Annotated in this window: 17 protein-coding genes and 1 pseudogene; 12 read left to right on the top strand and 6 right to left on the bottom strand. The window is 58.6% G+C overall.

What is annotated here, in order from left to right:
- Window positions 1-23: 23 nt before the first annotated feature.
- Window positions 24-809 carry a flagellar basal-body rod protein FlgG gene (gene flgG / locus HUV30_RS03570; RefSeq protein ID WP_174404064.1) on the bottom strand — a complete coding sequence of 262 codons (786 nt, stop codon included), beginning with the start codon at window positions 807-809 and terminating at the stop codon, window positions 24-26.
- 21 nt (window positions 810-830) lie between these two features.
- Entirely contained in the window at window positions 831-1613 is a 783-nt protein-coding gene (gene flgF, locus HUV30_RS03575) for a flagellar basal-body rod protein FlgF (protein WP_174404065.1), read from the bottom strand.
- A 226-nt stretch (window positions 1614-1839) separates the two neighbouring features.
- Between flgF and HUV30_RS03580 the strand changes: the two genes are divergently transcribed.
- From HUV30_RS03580 to HUV30_RS03615, 8 genes are all read left to right on the top strand, one after another.
- Entirely contained in the window at window positions 1840-3813 is a 1974-nt protein-coding gene (locus HUV30_RS03580; protein ID WP_174404066.1) for an ABC-F family ATP-binding cassette domain-containing protein, read from the top strand.
- Between the two features lie 483 nt (window positions 3814-4296).
- Entirely contained in the window at window positions 4297-4710 is a 414-nt protein-coding gene (locus tag HUV30_RS03585) for a (deoxy)nucleoside triphosphate pyrophosphohydrolase (protein WP_174404067.1), read from the top strand.
- The gene (locus HUV30_RS03590) at window positions 4710-5156 is read left to right on the top strand and encodes a DMT family transporter (protein ID WP_174404068.1); all 447 of its coding nucleotides are present in this window, start codon (window positions 4710-4712) and stop codon (window positions 5154-5156) included. Before HUV30_RS03585 ends, HUV30_RS03590 begins: the two co-directional genes overlap by 1 nt.
- A 164-nt stretch (window positions 5157-5320) precedes the next feature.
- On the top strand, window positions 5321-5734 hold the full coding sequence (locus tag HUV30_RS03595) for a bacteriohemerythrin (protein WP_174404069.1): 414 nt from the start codon (window positions 5321-5323) through the stop codon (window positions 5732-5734).
- Window positions 5735-5919: 185 nt separating this feature from the next.
- Window positions 5920-6966, top strand: coding sequence for an aspartate-semialdehyde dehydrogenase (locus HUV30_RS03600; RefSeq protein ID WP_174404070.1), 1047 nt, complete (start codon window positions 5920-5922; stop codon window positions 6964-6966).
- A 52-nt stretch (window positions 6967-7018) separates the two neighbouring features.
- Complete coding sequence (locus HUV30_RS03605; protein WP_373869321.1) at window positions 7019-7939, top strand: aminotransferase class IV; 921 nt, start codon at window positions 7019-7021, stop codon at window positions 7937-7939.
- A gap of 169 nt (window positions 7940-8108) precedes the next feature.
- Window positions 8109-9170, top strand: coding sequence for a glycosyltransferase family 4 protein (locus HUV30_RS03610; protein ID WP_174404072.1), 1062 nt, complete (start codon window positions 8109-8111; stop codon window positions 9168-9170).
- Between the two features lie 105 nt (window positions 9171-9275).
- The gene (locus HUV30_RS03615) at window positions 9276-10259 is read left to right on the top strand and encodes a PhzF family phenazine biosynthesis isomerase (protein WP_174404073.1); all 984 of its coding nucleotides are present in this window, start codon (window positions 9276-9278) and stop codon (window positions 10257-10259) included.
- A 41-nt stretch (window positions 10260-10300) separates the two neighbouring features.
- On the opposite strand, the gene HUV30_RS03620 is transcribed toward HUV30_RS03615, so the two are convergent.
- Window positions 10301-11101, bottom strand: a complete 801-nt coding sequence (locus tag HUV30_RS03620; protein ID WP_174404074.1) for a YaeQ family protein — start codon at window positions 11099-11101, stop codon at window positions 10301-10303.
- Window positions 11102-11478: 377 nt separating this feature from the next.
- Here HUV30_RS03620 and HUV30_RS03625 point away from each other — a divergent pair, with 377 nt between their 5' ends.
- The gene (locus HUV30_RS03625) at window positions 11479-12693 is read left to right on the top strand and encodes a pyridoxal phosphate-dependent aminotransferase (protein ID WP_174404075.1); all 1215 of its coding nucleotides are present in this window, start codon (window positions 11479-11481) and stop codon (window positions 12691-12693) included.
- Window positions 12693-13406 (top strand): uracil-DNA glycosylase, encoded by a 714-nt coding sequence (locus HUV30_RS03630; protein WP_243452058.1) that lies wholly within the window; start codon window positions 12693-12695, stop codon window positions 13404-13406. Before HUV30_RS03625 ends, HUV30_RS03630 begins: the two co-directional genes overlap by 1 nt.
- Window positions 13407-13424: 18 nt before the next feature.
- Here the strand turns inward: HUV30_RS03630 and HUV30_RS03635 are convergent, their stop codons facing one another.
- The 3 genes and pseudogenes from HUV30_RS03635 to HUV30_RS03645 all read right to left on the bottom strand — a co-directional run.
- On the bottom strand, window positions 13425-14036 hold the full coding sequence (locus tag HUV30_RS03635) for a LysE family translocator (protein ID WP_174404077.1): 612 nt from the start codon (window positions 14034-14036) through the stop codon (window positions 13425-13427).
- Between the two features lie 11 nt (window positions 14037-14047).
- Entirely contained in the window at window positions 14048-14875 is an 828-nt protein-coding gene (locus tag HUV30_RS03640; RefSeq protein WP_174404078.1) for an AraC family transcriptional regulator, read from the bottom strand.
- A gap of 141 nt (window positions 14876-15016) precedes the next feature.
- Window positions 15017-15274, bottom strand: a pseudogene (locus HUV30_RS03645) (secondary thiamine-phosphate synthase enzyme YjbQ); the annotation flags it as partial.
- Between the two features lie 56 nt (window positions 15275-15330).
- On the opposite strand from HUV30_RS03645, the gene HUV30_RS03650 reads away from it, so the two are divergent.
- Together HUV30_RS03650 and HUV30_RS03655 are read left to right on the top strand one after the other, a co-directional pair.
- Window positions 15331-17112 carry a recombinase family protein gene (locus HUV30_RS03650; protein ID WP_174404079.1) on the top strand — a complete coding sequence of 594 codons (1782 nt, stop codon included), beginning with the start codon at window positions 15331-15333 and terminating at the stop codon, window positions 17110-17112.
- A gap of 193 nt (window positions 17113-17305) precedes the next feature.
- Window positions 17306-18004 carry a recombinase family protein gene (locus HUV30_RS03655; RefSeq protein WP_174404080.1) on the top strand — a complete coding sequence of 233 codons (699 nt, stop codon included), beginning with the start codon at window positions 17306-17308 and terminating at the stop codon, window positions 18002-18004.
- The last annotated feature ends 28 nt before the right edge of the window (window positions 18005-18032 follow it).

Raw genomic sequence — 18032 nt, forward strand, 5'->3', positions numbered from 1 at the left:
TCTATTACCTGCTCAGGTCAGGGCTAGCCGCGCTTGAGCTGCACTGCCATCTGCAGCATGGAGTCAGATGTCTGAATGGCCTTGGAGTTCATTTCGTAGGCGCGTTGACCCACGATCATGTTGACCATTTCATCCACGATTTCCACGTTGGACATTTCAAGGAAGCCCTGGGAGATGGTGCCCACGTTATCAGTGCCGGGCACGCCTTCGGTTGCTGCACCGGAGGCCTCTGTGGGGGTATAGAGGTTGCGGCCGCGGGCATCGAGACCGGCATTGTTGACAAAGGTGTAGAGCGGGATGTTGGCAGAGGCCAGTTCAGCGCCGTTGCTGTCCAGCGCGGCAATGTAGCCGGTTTCGGAAACGGCGATGTTCTTGGTTTCCGCAGGCACGGTGAACTGGGGCTGCAGCACGTAGCCGTTGGCCGTTACAACGGTGCCGTCGGCGTTGAGCTTGAATGCGCCCGCGCGGGTGTACATGGACTCGCCGTTCACATCCACCTGAAAGAATCCTTCGCCTTCAATGGCAAGGTCGAGCGGGTTGCTGGTGTTCTGATAATCACCCTGCGAGAAGAACTTGTGCACGGTGGTGGGGCGCACACCCATACCCACCTGAATGCCGGTGGGAATGCGGTTGTTGTCGCCCGATACCGACCCTGCGATCTTCAGGGTCTGATACATCAGGTCTTCGAACTCGGCGCGGCTTTTCTTGAAGCCCACCGTGTTCACGTTGGCAAGGTTGTTCGATATGACATCGATATTCAGCTGTTGGGCGACCATGCCCGAGGCTGCTGTCCAGAGAGAGCGCATCATGACGGTATCCTCCTGCGGGCGTTATGCCCGTGCCTTGGAAACGCGCTGGATGGCTTCCTTGTCCAGCGAGTCGGTGCTTTGCATTACCTTGGTGTACGCCTCGAACTGGCGCTGAGCTTCAATCATGTTCACCATTTCCGTTACGACCTCCACGTTGGCGGCTTCAAGAAAGCCCTGTGCCACTGTGGTTCCCTGCGGAGGGAGTTCCGCAGGCTGCTGGCCGGGACGGGGCTGGAACAGGTTTCTTCCCCGTTTTTCGAGCACGTTGAGATCTTCGTAGGTGACGACCTGCAATTGGTCGATGAGCTCGTCGCCGTTGAAGATCTGCCCTGCCTCATTGATGGAAACTTTTGCGTTGGGCGGAATGGTGATCTGCCCGCCGTTGCCGAGCACGGGCCAGCCCTGCTCCGTTACAAGCAAACCGTCAGCAGTTTGACGGAAATGTCCGTTGCGGGTCACGTAGTCCCCGTCGGGTGTCTGTACTTTGAAGAACCCCTCCCCATGCAGGGCCACGTCCAGCGAGTCTCCGGTCATTTTCATGCTGCCCTGCGAGAAGTCCGTCTGAGAGACGGCAAGGCGGGGCTTGGCAATGTGGATAGGCTCCGGAAACAGCTTTTTTGACCGCACCGTTGCCACAGGCTCCATGATCTGGTCATGAGCGAACATGATGAAGGTGTCCTTGAAGGCGAGTTGGTCCTTCTTGTATCCAGTGGTGTTCACGTTGGCGAGATTATTGGTAATACTGTTGAGACGGTGCTCGTTTGTGAGCGCTCCGAACAGGGCGCTGTACATACTGTCTTGCATGGAAATCCTCCTTGCGGCGCAGGCCGCGTGCAAAAGGATTTGCAAAAAGAGGGCCAGTTTTCGACGTCTCCGGGCTCGGCTTCGGCACCCATCGTAAGGGTGGCAAGGGCCGTATGCCAGGTCAGCGGGTTGGACTTGCGTATGGGGGCAGGGGGGAGACCGGACGCGCGCGTCTAGCCAATCGGCGCGGGTTCTGGTATGCGCAAGCATCTTCAAGAGGCTATTCATGAATATCAATATACAGAATCTGACCAAGACCTATGGCGGGCATGACCTGTTCGCCAACTTTTCGCTCGAGATACAGTCCGGCGTGCGCCTTTGTGTGTGCGGACCCAACGGCTGCGGCAAATCCACCCTGATCAAGCTCATCGCGGGTGTTACCTCCTCCGACGGGGGCAAGGTATCCATGCCCAAGGAATGCCGTCTGGGCTACGTGGCGCAGGAAATGGATGAGAACCTGCTGGAAACGCCCCTGCTCACATGGGTGCTGGAAGTGCTGCCCGACTGGAACGATTTCTGGGCGAAGTGGGAAGTAGCCACCGAGGCGGGCGACGAAAGCGCCCTGAAGACGCTGGGGGCGCGGCAGGCGGAGCTGGAGCAGATTTACGGGCATAATCCGGAGCATCGCGCCAAGACGGTGCTTTCCGGCCTCGGGTTTGCCGAGCGCAAGTGGCATATGTCCATCGGGCAGCTTTCCGGCGGCTGGCGTGAACGCGCCAAGCTGGCCCGTGTGCTCACCGCGGGGGCCGATGTGCTGCTGCTGGACGAACCCACCAACCACCTTGATCTGGAAGCTGTGGAATGGCTTGAGAATTTTCTGCTGGAATACACGGGCGTGCTGGTTTTCGTGGCGCATGACCGTGTGTTCATGGACAAGATAGGCACACACGTGCTGTATCTCGGCGCTTCCAAGCCCATGTTCCGCAAAGGCAACTTTACGCAGTTCCTTGCCCTGCAGGATGAGATAGAAGCGCAGAAGGTGCGCGAGCAGCAGCGTCTGGCAGGCGAGATAGAGCGCAAGATGGACTTTGTGCGCCGCTTCAAGGCCAAGGCTTCCAAGGCGCGGCAGGCCGGTTCCAAGCAGAAGATGGCTGCCCGGCTGGAGAAGGAGCTTTCAAGCATTCAGGTGGAAGCCAAGCGCAGAACCCTTGCCTTCAAGTGGCCCGAGCCGGTGCAGGCGGACAAGACCGTGCTGAGTGTGGTGGGGCTGGACTACAGCTTTGACGACGGCACGCGACTGTGGCCGAACCTTGATTTTCAGCTGTATCGCGACATGCGTGTGGCGCTGGTCGGCCATAACGGCTGCGGCAAGTCCACGTTGCTCAAGCTCATTGCGGGCAGGCTGGAAAAGGACGGCGGCAACGTGGTCATGGGTTCCAAGGTTCGCATGGGGTATTACAGCCAGCATCAGCTGGACATTCTGAACGCCTCCGGCACGGCGCTTGGCGAAATCCGCCGCCTGTCTGACCCGCGTACCACAGAAGAAGAACTCATGTCCGTGCTGGGTCTGTTCATGCTCGGGCAGAGCTTTTTCGACCGGCAGGTGAGCACGCTTTCCGGTGGCGAAAAGAGCCGTCTGCTGCTGGCCACGCTGTTCCTTTCGCGCAGCAACTTTCTGGTGCTGGACGAACCCACCAACCATCTTGATCTTGAATCGCGCGAAGCGCTGGTGGAAGCGCTGGATGCCTTTGACGGCACCATCTTCATGGTGGCGCATGACCGCTATCTGCTTTCTTCCGTGGCTGATCAGGTATGGTCGCTGGATGAGAACGGGTTTACTGTCTACGAATCCGGCTTCGAGGAATACGACAAGGCGCGTCGTCAGCTTGCGTCCGAGGCTGCCGGCAAGGATGCGGATGCAGCGCGTGGCGGTGGTTTGAGCCGTGATGAGCAGAAGCGCATCAAACGCCAGCAGGCGGAGTTGCGTAATACCATTTATAAGGAACTCAAGCCCAAGCAGGAAGCCTTTGCCAAGCTGGAAAAGGAATTTGAAGCCTCGCTGGAAGAGCAGGGCGAAGTGGAAGCCATGCTTGCTGATCCTGCCGTGTATGCCGATTCCGGCAAGGCGTCTGATCTGCTCAAGCGGTTTCATGCGCTGCAGGCCAAGGGTGAAGAGCTTATGGAAAAGATGGGTGAGCTTGAGGTGGTCATCAATGAGTTGGAGGCTCGCAAGGCCGCGCTTGTGGATGATGTTATTTAGGGAAGGGGTGGGATGGAATTGCAAGGCTGGTTGGTTCTGTCTTGCATGAACATTCACCGACTGCATTACGTTCAGGCTTGGACTTCCTTTTGCTGCCTTCAGCAGGACCAGAAGGGGCCTCAGCCGGGGCTTGCAGCCCCTTAGCAAGGCCCCCTCTGGACTCCCCCTGCCTCGCCCCTGCTGTCCGTTGATCGGTGTTTCGTCCTGCCGTGGAAGCGAAGCGCTTCCAATCGGCACGAAGCGGTGGGCGTTTGGGGGTAAGCGGGCCCCTTGGTTTGGGGCTGGTGGTGCAATCAGTGGCAGATACTGCTTTTAGCGGGTGTAAGCTAGGTGAGTCGTGATTCATCCTGCGGGCCATTTGAATGTGTAGAGCATGCGGTGGCAAAGAGTCTGCGCCGATTGCATACAAGGTCCGGTGAAAATCCTGCCGAGAAAACCTTTCAAAAAACGAATTCGTCGTTATCTTTACCCGATACTAAAGTCATGAAGCATATCACTGTCGTCGCCGGCATTGTCTGGAACAAAGGGCGTTTTCTCGCCGCAAAACGGCCGGAAGGCAAACCGTTCGCAGGGTTCTGGGAATTTCCCGGCGGCAAGATAGAGCCGGGGGAATCTGCTGACCATGCGCTGGTGCGCGAATTTGCGGAGGAGATGAATATCATCCCCACTGCATGGGAATACTGGCGCGAAGTGCGCCATGAATACCCGGAACTGACCGTGACGCTGCACTTCTTCCATATCACGGACTACAGCGGCGACCTGCTTCCGCTGGAAGGCCACGAGATTGGCTGGTTCACCCATGCGCAGGCCATGTCCATGCCCTTTCTGGAAGCGGACATAGCCATTGTGGACGACCTGCAACACGTACAATACGCCGCACAGGCGCAGGAGGCATAATGAACGCCTTGTTTCTTATCGGGCTGGCGCTGCTGGCCGGAGCCACGCTCCCCACACAGGCAGGCATAAACGCACAGCTGCAACTGCACTGGGCAAAGCATCCCGCACTGGCTTCACTCGTTTCCTTTTCTGTCGGCACGGCGGCGCTCGTTGCCTACTGCGTTGCCGCCCGCGTTCCGTTTCCGTCCCTTGCGGGGTCTACCACCCAGTGGTGGCACTGGATAGGCGGGCTGCTCGGTGCCGTGTTCGTGACCGTGGTCACCTTTCTTGCTCCGCGTCTCGGCGCGGCAACCATGGTGGGGCTTGTCATTGCAGGGCAGATGATCGCCTCGGTGAGCCTCGACCATTTTGGCTTGCTGGGCTATGCGGAGCGCCCGCTTTCCATGATGCGGTTTGTAGGGGTGGCCTTGCTTGTGTGCGGGGTGGTTCTCATCCGCCGTTTCTGATGTCCATGTATGTGCGGCGATGGAAAAAACAGGCATTTCCAGTGCTGCGGGGGTATCATTGACATTGTCTTTGCCGTCGCTATGGCCTATGCTGTACGATGCTGTCGCGCATGGATCTCCCTTCGGAGAGGCCCGCATAATACCGTCAGTGCCAAGGAGAATGTATGGGGACGTTTGAATGGACGCCGGAAATGAGCGTGGGCGTGAAGGAAATCGACGAGCAGCATGCGGAACTGACCGGGATCATCAATTCCCTGTACTACGCGTATATGGACGGCAAGGACCACGAGATTCTGGCCGACCTCATCAACAAGGTGAACGACTACGCCCAGAAGCACTTTGCCACCGAACGCAGGTACATGGCTCCGTATGTTGATGATATGCCCAATTATGATGAGCACATGCAGCAGCATAGAGAATTTTTTACCACCGGTGTGAACTTTCTGCTGGAGTATCTGGATAAGGGTACCGGCATCACTCCGGAGTTGCTTGATTACCTGACGGATTGGTGGTTCAGGCACATCAATGGTACGGACAAGATCATGGGCGCCCTGCTCAAGTCAAAGGGCGTGGTTTAGTCCGGCACGAATTTCAGGTTTGTCCGTTTGGCGGCGGACAGGCCGGTGAGCCGCAAGGTGGCCCTGCGGCGTGTTTTCGACGTTGGCCGGAGTTGGCGGACTCTGGCAGCGAAAAGGCAAGGGATGCGGGAATGTCCGACATTCCGAGGTTAGTGATTTGAGTGCGATCAAGGAGATATGATCCAATGAGCAAAGAAAAGTTGGTCGTGGCCGTTGTCGGCGCGACAGGTGCCGTGGGCCGTGAAATGCTGAAGACGCTTGAGCAGCGCGCGTTTCCTGCTCACAAGGTTATTGCCCTTGCCTCTGCCCGTTCTGCGGGTACCCGGGTTCCCTTCAACGGTACCGAACTGACCGTGCAGGAACTCACTGAAGAATCCTTTGAAGGCGTTGATATCGCCATCTTTTCCGCCGGTGGTTCCACCTCTGAAAAATTTGCGCCCTTTGCCGCCAAGGCCGGTTGCGTGGTTGTGGACAACTCCAGCGCATGGCGCATGGACAAGCGTTGCCCGCTGGTCGTGCCTGAAGTGAACCCGCAGGATCTGGAGTGGCACAACGGTATCATTGCCAACCCCAACTGTTCCACCATCCAGATGGTTGTGGCGCTCAAGCCCCTGCACGATGCCGCAAAGATCAAGCGCGTTGTGGTCTCCACCTATCAGGCGGTTTCCGGCACCGGCCAGAAGGCCATTGACGAGCTGGAAAGCCAGGTTCGTCAGCTGTTCAACATGCAGCAGCCCGAACCCAAGGTGTATCCCTATCAGATCGCGTTCAACGCGCTGCCGCACATCGATGTCTTCCTTGATAACGACTACACCAAGGAAGAAATGAAGATGGTTCACGAAACCGTGAAGATCATGGGCGACGAGAGCATCAAGGTTACTGCCACTGCAGTGCGCATTCCCGTGTTCTACGGTCACAGCGAATCCGTGAACATTGAAACGGAAAAGAAGCTCACTCCCGCGCAGGCTCGCGCCATCCTGACGCAGGCGCCCGGCATTACCGTGCTGGATAACCCCAAGGAAAAGATCTACCCCATGGCCATTGAAGCCACGGGTGAAGATGCCACTTTCGTGGGCCGTATCCGCGAAGACGAAACCATTGAAAACGGCCTGAACATGTGGGTAGTTGCCGACAACATCCGCAAGGGTGCCGCACTGAACGCCGTGCAGATCGCTGAAATGCTCATCGAGCGCGACCTGCTGGGCGTGAAGGACACCACCGTTTTCCAGTAAGCATGTAACAACAGGAAGCACCGTGATACCTGTTTGTGAAACCGAAGAATATATGCAGAAGCTCCTGTCCGCCCGCCGCGCGGGCGAACAGGGGGTTCTTGCCTTTTATGAGCACCGCATAGGCTGCATATGCAGGAACCCGCGCCTGATGGTGCTGCCCATGGATGACCACCTTGCCCATCGCGGCGACGGCATCTTTGAAAGCATCAAGTGGGAAGGCGGCCGCATCTACCAGCTCGACGCGCATGTCGAGCGTATGAAGCGCTCTGCCAAGGGACTGTATCTGGCTCCGCCCTGCACATGGGAACGGCTGCGCGAAATTGCCATTGAAGTGGCACGCGCTGCTGAAACGGAAGACGGCATGCTGCGTATCCTTGTGGGGCGCGGTCCGGGCGGTTTCGGCATTGATCCTGCCGAGTGCCCCGTCTCCAGCCTGTATGTGGTGGCGTATCGCTTCAAGCCGCTGCCCGCCGCGTTTTACGAAACCGGAGTTACGGCGTTCCGCTCCTCCATTCCGGCCAAGCCGGGCTATATGGCGAGAATGAAGAACGCCAACTATATCCCCAACGTGCTCATGCGGCGCGAGGCGACGGAACGCGGTTTGAACGTGCCTTTGAGTTTTGACGACAATGATTTCCTTGCCGAAGGTGCCACCGAGAACGTGGCGCTGGTTGATCAGGACGGAACGCTGGTCATTCCCGAATTCACCAACGCGCTGACGGGTACCACCATCATGCGTGCGGTGGATCTGGTGAAGGACGAGATGCCCGTTGTGTTCAAGCGTGTGCGTGAAGACGATCTGTACCGCGCCCGCGAGGTCATGATAATGGGTACCACGGGCGACTGCGTGAGCATTGTCCGCTTCGAGGGCCAGCCCATCCATGATGTGCGTCCGGGACCGGTGGCAAAGCGGATTCGGGCGCTGCTGCGCGAGGATATTGTGGCAAGCGGTGTCCCTGTTTCTCAGGATTGATGCGACAGGATTTATGCTGCCAGCTGCTGACAGTCTATGTTGGCAGTATCGATTCCGGCAGAATTGACTCCGGCCGCTGCGGCACCGCGCCGCAGGCCGATACATGATGAATATGGTCCGGCACCGGTAATCCCGGTGCCGTATCTACCTTTAGGAACACAGAGTTCTGATGCACATATTGTTGCTTGATCTCGGCAGGGAGATGCGCGGCGGCCAGTGGCAGGTATATTACCTTGCCCGTGCGCTGGGTGCTGCCGAAGGCTTTGAGCCCATAATTGCCGCACCTGCGCAGGCTCCGTTGCTCAAACATGCTGCGGAGCTTGAAGGCGTGCGCGTGCTGCCCCTCTCCGGCGGCAGGGAGTGGGACCCGCGCAACCTGCATGCCATCCGCAAGCTGGTGCACAGGGAAGGCGTTCGCATTCTGCATTCCCACTGTGCCAAGAGTGCAGCCCTTGCCGCCATGTGCAAGAAGCTGTGGGGCGACAAGGTGGTAGTTGTGCATTCGCGCCGCGTCTCCTATCCGCTCAAGACCGGCTGGCGCGGCAGCAAGTATCTGCGGGCAGAGGCCGTTGTGGGGGTGAGTCAGGAAATTTCCAACGTTCTCGTCGCCTCGGGCATGCCAGCGGTCAAGGTGCATACCATCCACTCCGGCATCGACTGCGCCCGCTATACCCGCAAGCGCAACCGTGGCGACGGCCGCATGGTCATAGGCATGGTGGGGGCGTTTACCGGGCAGAAGGGACATGAAGTGCTTATACGCGCCATGGCCGAGCTGCAGAACATGGACGGCCTGCCGCCATGGGAAGTCCGCCTGATAGGGGCGGGCGAGCTGTTCAATACCGTTGCGGTTCTGGCTGGTCAGCTGGGAGTGGATTCCCGTCTTGCCATGCTGGGCTGGCAGGACAGCCGTGAATTTCTGCCGGATTTCGACATTCTCGCTGTTCCTTCGGTGGACGGGGAGGGTTCTTCCGGCACCATCAAGGAAGGCTGGTGTACCGGCCTGCCCGTGATTACCTCGGACCTGCCCTCGAATCTTGAGCTGGTTCAGGACGGCGTGAACGGACTTGTGTTCCCCAACCGTGACCACGAAGCGCTGGCCCGTTGCCTGCACAGGGTGATGACGGGCAGGGCGCTTGCACAAACGCTGGTGGACGCCGGTCACGGCTCTGCGACTGAATTTTCGGATACGCGCATGGCGCAGGCATATATGGCCCTGTACGGCACGCTCTAACGGAGCAATGTTTGCAACGTGCCGGACGGTACGCAATTTCAGGCCGGTACCGTATGGTATCGGCCTTTTTCAGACCGGCTGTTGTGCCGGTTACAGGAGAGCGACATGGAAGTAACCGTACTGCTGGTTGATGCCTTTACCGAAACCGTGGGCAAGGGCAACCGCGCAGGGGTGGTGCTGGAAGCGGAAAAACTGGATGCCGCGCAGATGCAGGCCATTGCCGCCCATGTGGGGGCTTCCGAAACAGCGTTTCTGTTGCCGCCGCCTGCTGCGGATACTGTGCAGGGGGGCGTTCCCTTTGATTTTGGCGGCATGTTCATGCCGGATGCCGCTGACATGCTCGTGCGCTTTTTTACTCCGACCATGGAAGTGCCTGTGTGCGGACACGCCACCATTGCCACGCATTTTGCCCTTGCCGGAGAAAAGGGCATACGCGAGGCGAATCATGCCATGGAAACAGGAGCAGGGCGTATGCCTGTTCTGATAGGTACCGACGAGCTCGGCAACCCTGAAGTGACCATGACACTGGGCGAGCCACAGCTCGGCAGAGAGCTGGATGCCGTGGATAAGGCAGCCATAGCCGCAGCGCTGGGCATTCCGGTGGGCATGATTAGGTCCGACCTGCCCACCCAGTATGTTTCCACCGGTTCGCAGGCGATCATCATGCCGCTCAGGGATGCTGAAGCGCTGCATGGTATGCGGCCTGATTTTGCCGCTCTGGGGGCATTGGCACCGCGTCTCGGCTGCGCCATGCTCTATGTCTTTGCGGAGGCTGGCGATGATGTTCCCTACCGCATAGACGGCCGCATGTTCTGCCCGGCAGAAGGCATTGATGAAGATCCTGTTACCGGCACGGCCAACGGTCCTGCCGGTGTCTATCTGGCTGCGCACGGCATGCTGCCCGATGAGGACACGGTAACGTTCACCGCACGGCAGGGCTATGCCATGGGCAAGGAAGGCTTTGTGGAGGTCACGGTGTACCGCTTCAGCGGTTCCGTGGTGGCTGTGCAGATTGCGGGCAAGGCTGTGCGGGCAGGAAAACTGCGTCTGCGGGTGAGTCCGGAAGGGACGATAACTCCGCTTCCCTAGTCCGGTTCCCCGTACACCGGACAGGCTGCGGGGGATGTGAATTACGGTTGTTGCAGGGTGATGGCGCTGGCGAGAGCGTTGTCACCCTTTCTGTTTTCCAGATGCAGGGTAATGTGCCTAAGCTGCGAAACTGCCGGATGCATTGCGCCCGTAATGCCGGTCATGTCAGTCATGTCGGTTGTGCTGGTCGTGCCGGTTCTGCCGGGGCTGTCCGTAGTATCAGGCCTGCTAGCCCTGAGCGTCCTGCTTGTTCCGGTTGCCCCCGCAGTGTGGACGGCAGGTGGTTTCTGCTTGTGTCCCGCCTTGTGGTGCATGTGCTCATCAGGTTGTGCACCGAGGCCTATGCCGGAAAGCATTTCAGGATGAGGGCCGATTGCAGCCCTGATGTGATTGGTGGCGTCCAGTGCTCCGGCAAGGGCATCCACAAAGCCCTTGTCGAAAGAGAGAATGTGTACCCGTTCGGGAAAGCGCATTCTGCCGAGCGACTGGGCCAGCAGCAGGGCATCCCGCTGTGTCCGCCGCAGGATGATGAAGGGAACGTGCGCGCCTACCTTTTGTGCCACCCTGTCAATCTTGCGCACCGCTATGTTGCCGCAGTCTATCCACAGGCGCAGCCTGCCTTCGGCATCCAGCGACACGAGGTCCGGCTTGTAGTGCCAGCCTATGCCTTCTTCAATGCGCGGTTCATATTCCATGAACAGCAGATACCCGAGCACCTTCAGTGCAATGTGCCACGTCACTTCGCCGGGGGCTGCGCGGAGTACCAGTTTTGTGCGCATTTCTAATGCGTCCGGTGCATCAGGAGCAAGCAGTTTGCGGGTGATGTTCAGGGTGTATTTCATATGTTCTCGGTGGCAATATCCGGTAAAGGCTCCCTATCTGTTCTCTTGATCGGAGAAATATGTCTGCGTTCATGGCTTGCAGGCGGCAAAAGGATATCCCTTTCGGGTATCACCGCGTCGGGCCGGTTGCAAGGTCGGGCAGGCGGGGTGTATGGTGCGCCGGTCGCAGCATGCGCGGGGCCGCTGGCTTTCCCGTGCGGGTGCCGGTTGTATCCGGCAGGCATCTGCCAGGTCTTATGCAGGTGTCATGGTGGTGTCATCTGGCCGTATCTGGTCTGTACAAGCCATACATACATCCGGCAGACCCTTCCGTCTTGCATGCGCGACGTGGCGCGGCATCATTCATCGTGTTCATTCCGCTTATGCAGGAGAGTTCCATGTCCTCAGCATCCGTTACGCCTCCGGCTGTCCGCAAGATAAGCCGACGGGTTCAGAATATTCGCATTTCCGCCACCAAGCTCATGCCCATGCTGGCCGCCAAGGTGGGCGGCTGTGTATCTCTTGGGCAGGGGGTTCCCTCCTTTGCCACGCCCCCGCATATTGCGGAGGCAGTGTGCCGCGCTTTGCGCGAAGAACCCTCCGTGGGCAAGTATTCGCTGCAGCCGGGCATGCCCGCCCTGCGCGAGGCCATTGCCGAAGGGCTGGCGCGCGACAAGGGGTTTCATGTGGACCCCGATACGGAAATCGGCGTGACTGTGGGAGCCATGGAGGCTCTGCTCATGGCGATTTTGACCATCGTTGACCGCGGGGAAGAGGTGATTATTCCTTCGCCGGGGTACGCATCCCACGCGGAACAGGTGCTCATGGCGGAAGGGCGCCCCGTGTATGTGCCGCTGCGCCCCGCAGACTGGGGGCTGGATGTGGACGCCATCCGCGCTGCCGTGACCGACCGCACCCGCGCCGTTATTCTGTGCAACCCCGGCAACCCCACCGGCACGGTGTATGATGAAGCCGATGTGCGTGCACTGTGCGCACTGGCGCTGGAGCGTGACTTCGTCATCATCTCCGACGAAACGTACGATTTCATGGTGTTCGGCGCTGACGGCGAACCGGCTCCCATGCCCTTCAGCCCTGCCAGCCTGCCGGAGATGCGTGACCATGTCATCTGCATCAATTCCTTTTCCAAGAAGTATGCCCTGACCGGCTGGCGCGTGGGCTATGTTGCGGCGGACAAGGGCTGGATGGCCGAACTGCTCAAGGTGCACGATGCCGCAGCCATATGCGCCCCCACCGTTTCGCAGCATGCGGCTCTGGCAGCCCTGCGCGGACCGCAGGATTGCGTGGCTGAAATGCAGCGTTCGCTGGAGGCACGGCGTGCACTTACCTGCAAGGCGCTTGATGCCATGAGCGGGCATTTTTCGTATGTCGCACCGCGCGGCGCGTTTTACGTGATGGCCAAGTATCTGTTCACAGGCGCACCTTCTCCGGACGTTGCACGGCGGATTCTTGAAGAAGCCAGAGTCATCACCATCCCCGGTGGTTCTTTCGGGCCGGAAGGCGAAGGGCATCTGCGCCTGTCATTCGGCGGCGATGAAGCAGAGCTTGCCGAGTGCTTCAAGCGTCTTGAAGCATGGGCAAAGGACGCCCGCTAGTGGCACGGAAGAAGATTGTTGAGAAAGGCGGGAACGGCGCGCAGGTTCCGGCAGAATGGCTTGCGGCTGTTCCCGCATTTCGGCAGGGGGAGCACCTGCCCGTGCTCAAGGCGGTTGCCGCGCGGCGCAGCAAGGGGGCGGTCTATCCGCCAGAAGAGCTGGTGTTCAACGCGCTGCACCTTGCAGCGCCCGAGGCAGTGCGTGTGGTGATTGTGGGGCAGGACCCCTACCATGGCCCCGGTCAGGCGCACGGGCTTTCGTTCTCTGTGCCGGAAGAGGCCATTGCTGCTGGGGCCAAGTTCCCCCCGTCTCTGCGCAATATATTCAAGGAGATAGAGGCGGAATATCCGGATAAAGCCGTTGCCTGTCAGTCACCGGATTTGACCCGCTGGGCGCGGCAGGGGGTTCTGCTGCTGAACTCCACGCTCACCGTGGATGCGGGCAAGGCCGGTTCCCATGCCGCTCTCGGTTGGGGCGCAATTACAGACGGTATCATCGCCACGGTCAGTTCGCTGTGCGCCCCCACGGTCTTCATGCTCTGGGGCAGCCACGCCCAGCAGAAAGCCGCGCTGGTTAATTCCGCGCGGCATCTGGTTCTGGAATCTGCCCATCCCTCTCCGCTTTCCGCCTATCGCGGTTTCTTCGGCTGCGGTCATTTCAAACAGGCAAACGACTGGCTTGCTGCACAGGGCAGGGGGGCGGTAGACTGGTAACTTCTTGCCCTGCCGCCCTTATGCGCGCAGCAGAGGACAGTATACCTGTTCATAGGCCATGCTTGCTGAAACATAGAGGAGCATGGCGGCCATTATTCTGTTGCTTATCTGCATGAACGCGGCGTTTTCGATATTTCTTCCCATTCTTTTTCCCAGCCACGCATAGGTGACCGGTGCTCCGAATGCCAGAAAGGAGAGCACGCAGGAAAGCAGCAGAATGCCCGCTCCCGTTACCTGTGCTGCCGGAAACTGGATGGTTGCGATGGGAAGCGTGGCAATGAAGGCTTTGGGATTCAGGAGCTGCATGCACAGCCCGTCGCGAAAACCGAGGGTGAGGGCGCTCTTGTCTTCGCTCTCTCCCAGTTGCGGGCGGACGGCCCATACCTTCCATGCAAGATGGGCGATATACAGGCAACCCGCAAGACTGATGAAGGGCAGGATACGCGGTCCTATTATCATCTGACCGGTGTAGCCCAGCAGCAGAAAGAGGATGAGCATGGCAATACCCACTCCGGCGCAAAAGCGCAGAAAAGGCCTGAACGTGCCCTGTAATCCCTGTGAAAAGGCAAGAATATTGACCGGCCCCGGAGTGTACATGACACCGAGGGCATAGGCGAAGATGTGCAGCATGTGCCCCTTCCTTATGAATTGAGAATGCTCGTCTGATACTGGCGCGGCGTGATGCCGTGGCTTTTCTTGAAGTAGCGAATGAAGTGGCTCAGGTCGAAAAAGCCGCTGGCATAGGTGGCGTCAAGCAGGGACGATCCGCTGTTCAGCTGCGCAATGGCCCGCTGAATGCGGCAGTTGATGAGATACTGGTGCGGGGTGATGCTGTAGAGCTTCTTGAACTGGCGTATGAAGTGGAACTTGGAAAGCTGCGCAATGGCGCACACTTCATCCAGCTGCAGCTGCTCATGGGCGTGTTCATACATGAACTCGCGGGCAAGCAGCACATTTCTGTGCGCAGGTGTCAGCCTGTTGTCGGTGCGGTTATCACCGTACTGACGGATATTCTCGGCAAGCAGATACAGTGAGCTGTTCAGGGCGATGTCGTCGTATTCCTTGCGGGAAAGCTGCTCGTGCACGTGCAGTATGAGCTGCCGCAGGGCAGGTGACTCCACCACGTTGGCATTGGCGCGGAACTGCATGCCGTTCCGCATGCCCATGGCTGTGAAGATGTTCCCCAGCCACGACATGTTCACGTAGAGCATGACATAGCGAAGGGCGTCATCCCCTCCCGAATGACCGTCGTGAATTTCTTCCGGGCTGAACAACATGATCTGGCCGGGAGTGCTTCTCTGCATGCTGCTCACGCAGGTGAATTCCTGCACGCCCTGCAGCGTAACCCCGATGGCAAATTCCTCATGCGCATGACGTCCGTATTCAAACTCTGTCATCTGCGCCTGCAACGAGACAAGCCCCTTGTGCCGGGGCGAAGCTGCGTAGGTGAAATGATCGGTTTGCGTCATGGGTGAACCTCCTGCCACGTTCTTTAGCAGGCCGGGGCCTGGGAGAATTGGATGAAATTGCTGCTCTGCAGACAAGGTAGGCAGGGCCAGGCAGGGGCAGGCAGGGTCAGGCAGGTTATGTCCGGCGCTGTTTACGCGTTGTTATTCCCCGATGAACTTTGCCCACAGCTTGCGCTGTCTCGGGCCGTCAAATTCGCAGAAATAGATGACCTGCCACGTGCCGAGCATGACTTCGCCGTTTTCCACAATCATCATTTGCGCGGGGCCGAAGAGCGAGGTCTTGATGTGGGCGTCGCTGTTGCCTTCCGCATGGCGGTAATCCCCGCGCAGAGGAACCAGTTTGGCCATGTTCACAGCGATGTCGCGTTTGACATCGGGGTCTGCCCCTTCGTTGATGGTTGCTATTGAATACCCATCAGTGTTCAGCTATACCACACCGAAGAGGGAATCCGAAGATGATCAAGAACAACAAGGCATACAGCTACCTGCGCTTCTCAACTCCTGACCAGATCAAGGGCGACAGCTTCAGACGACAATCCGAGATGAGCCGCCGCTACGCGGATGAGCACGGATTGGATCTGGATGAGGCGCTCTCATTCCATGACCTTGGTGTCTCCGCTTTCCGTGGCGACAACGCGCAGGCTGGTGCTCTTGGTGCCTTTCTCGAAGCCGTAGACCGTGGAATCGTTAAGCCAGGATCAACCCTTCTGGTCGAGAGCCTGGATCGCCTTTCTCGGCAGTCTCCCTATCTGGCATTCCGCCAACTGGATAGCATCTTACGCTGTGGAGTGCGCGTAGTCACGCTCCAAGATGGCAAGGTGTACGATGCCGAGAAGGGCGAACTGGGGTTCACCGATCTCATGATGTCGCTTCTGGTCATGCAGCGAGCACACGAGGAGTCGTTGACCAAGTCGAAGCGCGGAGCAGAGGCGTGGAAGGCAAAGCGCGATAAGGCGGCAGAAGGGATGCGGAAGCTGACTGCTCTTTGTCCAGGGTGGCTCACGCTGGATAAGGAGGGGCAGAGGTTTGTGGTGGATGAGGACAAGGCGGCTGTTGTGCGCCGGATGTTCGAGATGTCCATGGACGGCCTGGGAGATCGCACTATCGCCAGGACGTTGAACGAAGAGGGTGTTCCCTCCTTCGGTAAGTCGTCAGGCTGGCGCTACGACTACGTCAGGCGGATACTGGAGAACGAGGCCGTCATTGGCGTGTACCAGCCGCATGTACGCAAGCGCGTTGACGGGAAAGAGGTACGGGTGCCTGTTGGCGATCCCATCCAGGATTACTTTCCTGCGATCGTCTCCCAGGAGGTGTTCCTGAAAGCAAAGCGGAGAAGGGTGTCCAGAGCGCTGCCGAGAGGGCGTGCTGCCGAGAAGTTTTCCAACCTGTTCACGGGACTGGCCTACTGTGGAGACTGCGGCTCACCGCTCCACTTCGAGAACAAAGGCAGACCTCCGAAAGGGTACACGTACCTGGTGTGCTCCAAGGCGCGAATGCACATCGGGTGTCATCGTCATACGTGGCGATATCCTGAAGCGCAGACGCACATCCTGATGAACTTCACCGAACTGGACTTCAGGACAATGTTCCCCAACCTTTACCAGCAGTCGCAAGCTGCGGCGAACGAGGTCGAAGGCCAGATACTGATCAAGGAAGAGGAGCTTGCAAAGCTTGAGCAAGGGCTTGAGAAGCTGGCAGACCTCCTCCTTGAGCGAGGCAGTAGCCCGACCTTGATTGGGCGACTGGACACGATGGAACAGCAGAAGGCAGCGCTACAAGAAGAGCTTGATGATCTGCGGGGCAAGCTGGACCGTGAGCTGGACAGGCAGACGGCTGTGCAAACCGGCCATGATGAAATTGGCGAGGCGCTTACAAAGTACATTGCCATCGAGCGAAAGGGGGATCCTGAGGCGATCCTTTCTGCCAGACGACGGTTGCATCAGCTCCTCAAGCGTGTGGTAGACAAGATCACGTTCACCCCATCAACGGGTGAAGACGGTCTGCATGGTATCATAGAGATCAGTTTCCAGGGCGTGGCGGAGTATACGCGGCGTATCAAGGTTGCGAAGGGACAGCAGGATTCACAGGGTTACAAGGTCGTGCAGGGGCAGGAGCAGCATGCCGTTACCGTCCTTGAAGCTACGTGGCCTCCTGTGAGTCGTATCGAATCCACCTCCTTCATCGTAGACCAGATTCGGCGGGATCTGATGCGGCAAACTCCGAAGCAGGACAAGTAAGGTTGAGCTGTTTTGGCGGAAAAATCTGAGCGGGTATTCGGTATGACCGTATTCGAACTTTCCCCCCATGGGGTGTCCTTGGCTGTCGCTGCCGTGATGATGTGAAGGTCACGGAAAGGCGATTGACACGTCGATGCGAATCGTACAAAACGGGCTAACCAGCGTTACGCCATTTTGTACTAAGGAGCCACGCATGAAGATCGTCGCCTACCATCGAGTATCAACAGCACGCCAGGGTAAGAGCGGCCTTGGGTTGGAAGCGCAGGAACGCTCGATCCAGGAGTATGCCCGTACCAAGGATGCCATTCTGGTTGGTGCATTCACCGAAGTTGAGAGCGGGAAGCACAACGACCGGCCAGAGCTGGGCAAGGCGTTGCACCTGGCCAAGGTCACAGGCGCTACGCTGGTGATCGCCAAGCTGGATCGTCTTTCCCGCAATGCCGCGTTCCTTCTCACACTGCGGGACAGCGGTGTCCGGTTCGTTGCGGCGGATATGCCGGAAGCGAACGATCTCACTGTGGGCGTGATGGCGCTTGTAGCTCAGCAGGAGCGGGAGGCCATTTCACGACGAACGCGGGAGGCACTGGCTGCGGCCAAGGCAAGAGGGCGGAAGCTGGGCAACCCCAATGGTGCAGCAGCATTGCAGAGAGCCGACAAGGGCAATGCGGCCAGCATCCAGGCCATACAGTCCGCTGCGGATCGGCATGCGCTGGATCTCGCGCCGGTAATCGAATCAATACGGGCTGAGGGGATCACATCCTTCGGTAGCATGGCAGAGCAGCTCAATCAGCGTGGTATGCTTACTCCACGTGGTGGTAGCTGGCACAAGTCCTCAGTACGCAACCTGCTACAGAGGCTTGATAGGCTTGCAGATAGCGTGGATCGGATGTAAGCCTCATCATTCAGGAACACACTCACAA

Origin of the sequence: Desulfovibrio subterraneus (assembly GCF_013340285.1) — a bacterium.
Lineage (GTDB): Bacteria > Desulfobacterota > Desulfovibrionia > Desulfovibrionales > Desulfovibrionaceae > Halodesulfovibrio > Halodesulfovibrio subterraneus.

Coding starts and splice junctions, on each gene's coding strand:
- flgG (WP_174404064.1), bottom strand. CDS start 809: ATGATGCGCTCTCTCTGGACAGCAGCCTCGGGCATGGTCGCCCAACAG.
- flgF (WP_174404065.1), bottom strand. CDS start 1,613: ATGCAAGACAGTATGTACAGCGCCCTGTTCGGAGCGCTCACAAACGAG.
- HUV30_RS03580 (WP_174404066.1), top strand. CDS start 1,840: ATGAATATCAATATACAGAATCTGACCAAGACCTATGGCGGGCATGAC.
- HUV30_RS03585 (WP_174404067.1), top strand. CDS start 4,297: ATGAAGCATATCACTGTCGTCGCCGGCATTGTCTGGAACAAAGGGCGT.
- HUV30_RS03590 (WP_174404068.1), top strand. CDS start 4,710: ATGAACGCCTTGTTTCTTATCGGGCTGGCGCTGCTGGCCGGAGCCACG.
- HUV30_RS03595 (WP_174404069.1), top strand. CDS start 5,321: ATGGGGACGTTTGAATGGACGCCGGAAATGAGCGTGGGCGTGAAGGAA.
- HUV30_RS03600 (WP_174404070.1), top strand. CDS start 5,920: ATGAGCAAAGAAAAGTTGGTCGTGGCCGTTGTCGGCGCGACAGGTGCC.
- HUV30_RS03605 (WP_373869321.1), top strand. CDS start 7,019: ATGCAGAAGCTCCTGTCCGCCCGCCGCGCGGGCGAACAGGGGGTTCTT.
- HUV30_RS03610 (WP_174404072.1), top strand. CDS start 8,109: ATGCACATATTGTTGCTTGATCTCGGCAGGGAGATGCGCGGCGGCCAG.
- HUV30_RS03615 (WP_174404073.1), top strand. CDS start 9,276: ATGGAAGTAACCGTACTGCTGGTTGATGCCTTTACCGAAACCGTGGGC.
- HUV30_RS03620 (WP_174404074.1), bottom strand. CDS start 11,101: ATGAAATACACCCTGAACATCACCCGCAAACTGCTTGCTCCTGATGCA.
- HUV30_RS03625 (WP_174404075.1), top strand. CDS start 11,479: ATGTCCTCAGCATCCGTTACGCCTCCGGCTGTCCGCAAGATAAGCCGA.
- HUV30_RS03635 (WP_174404077.1), bottom strand. CDS start 14,036: ATGCTGCACATCTTCGCCTATGCCCTCGGTGTCATGTACACTCCGGGG.
- HUV30_RS03640 (WP_174404078.1), bottom strand. CDS start 14,875: ATGACGCAAACCGATCATTTCACCTACGCAGCTTCGCCCCGGCACAAG.
- HUV30_RS03650 (WP_174404079.1), top strand. CDS start 15,331: ATGATCAAGAACAACAAGGCATACAGCTACCTGCGCTTCTCAACTCCT.
- HUV30_RS03655 (WP_174404080.1), top strand. CDS start 17,306: ATGAAGATCGTCGCCTACCATCGAGTATCAACAGCACGCCAGGGTAAG.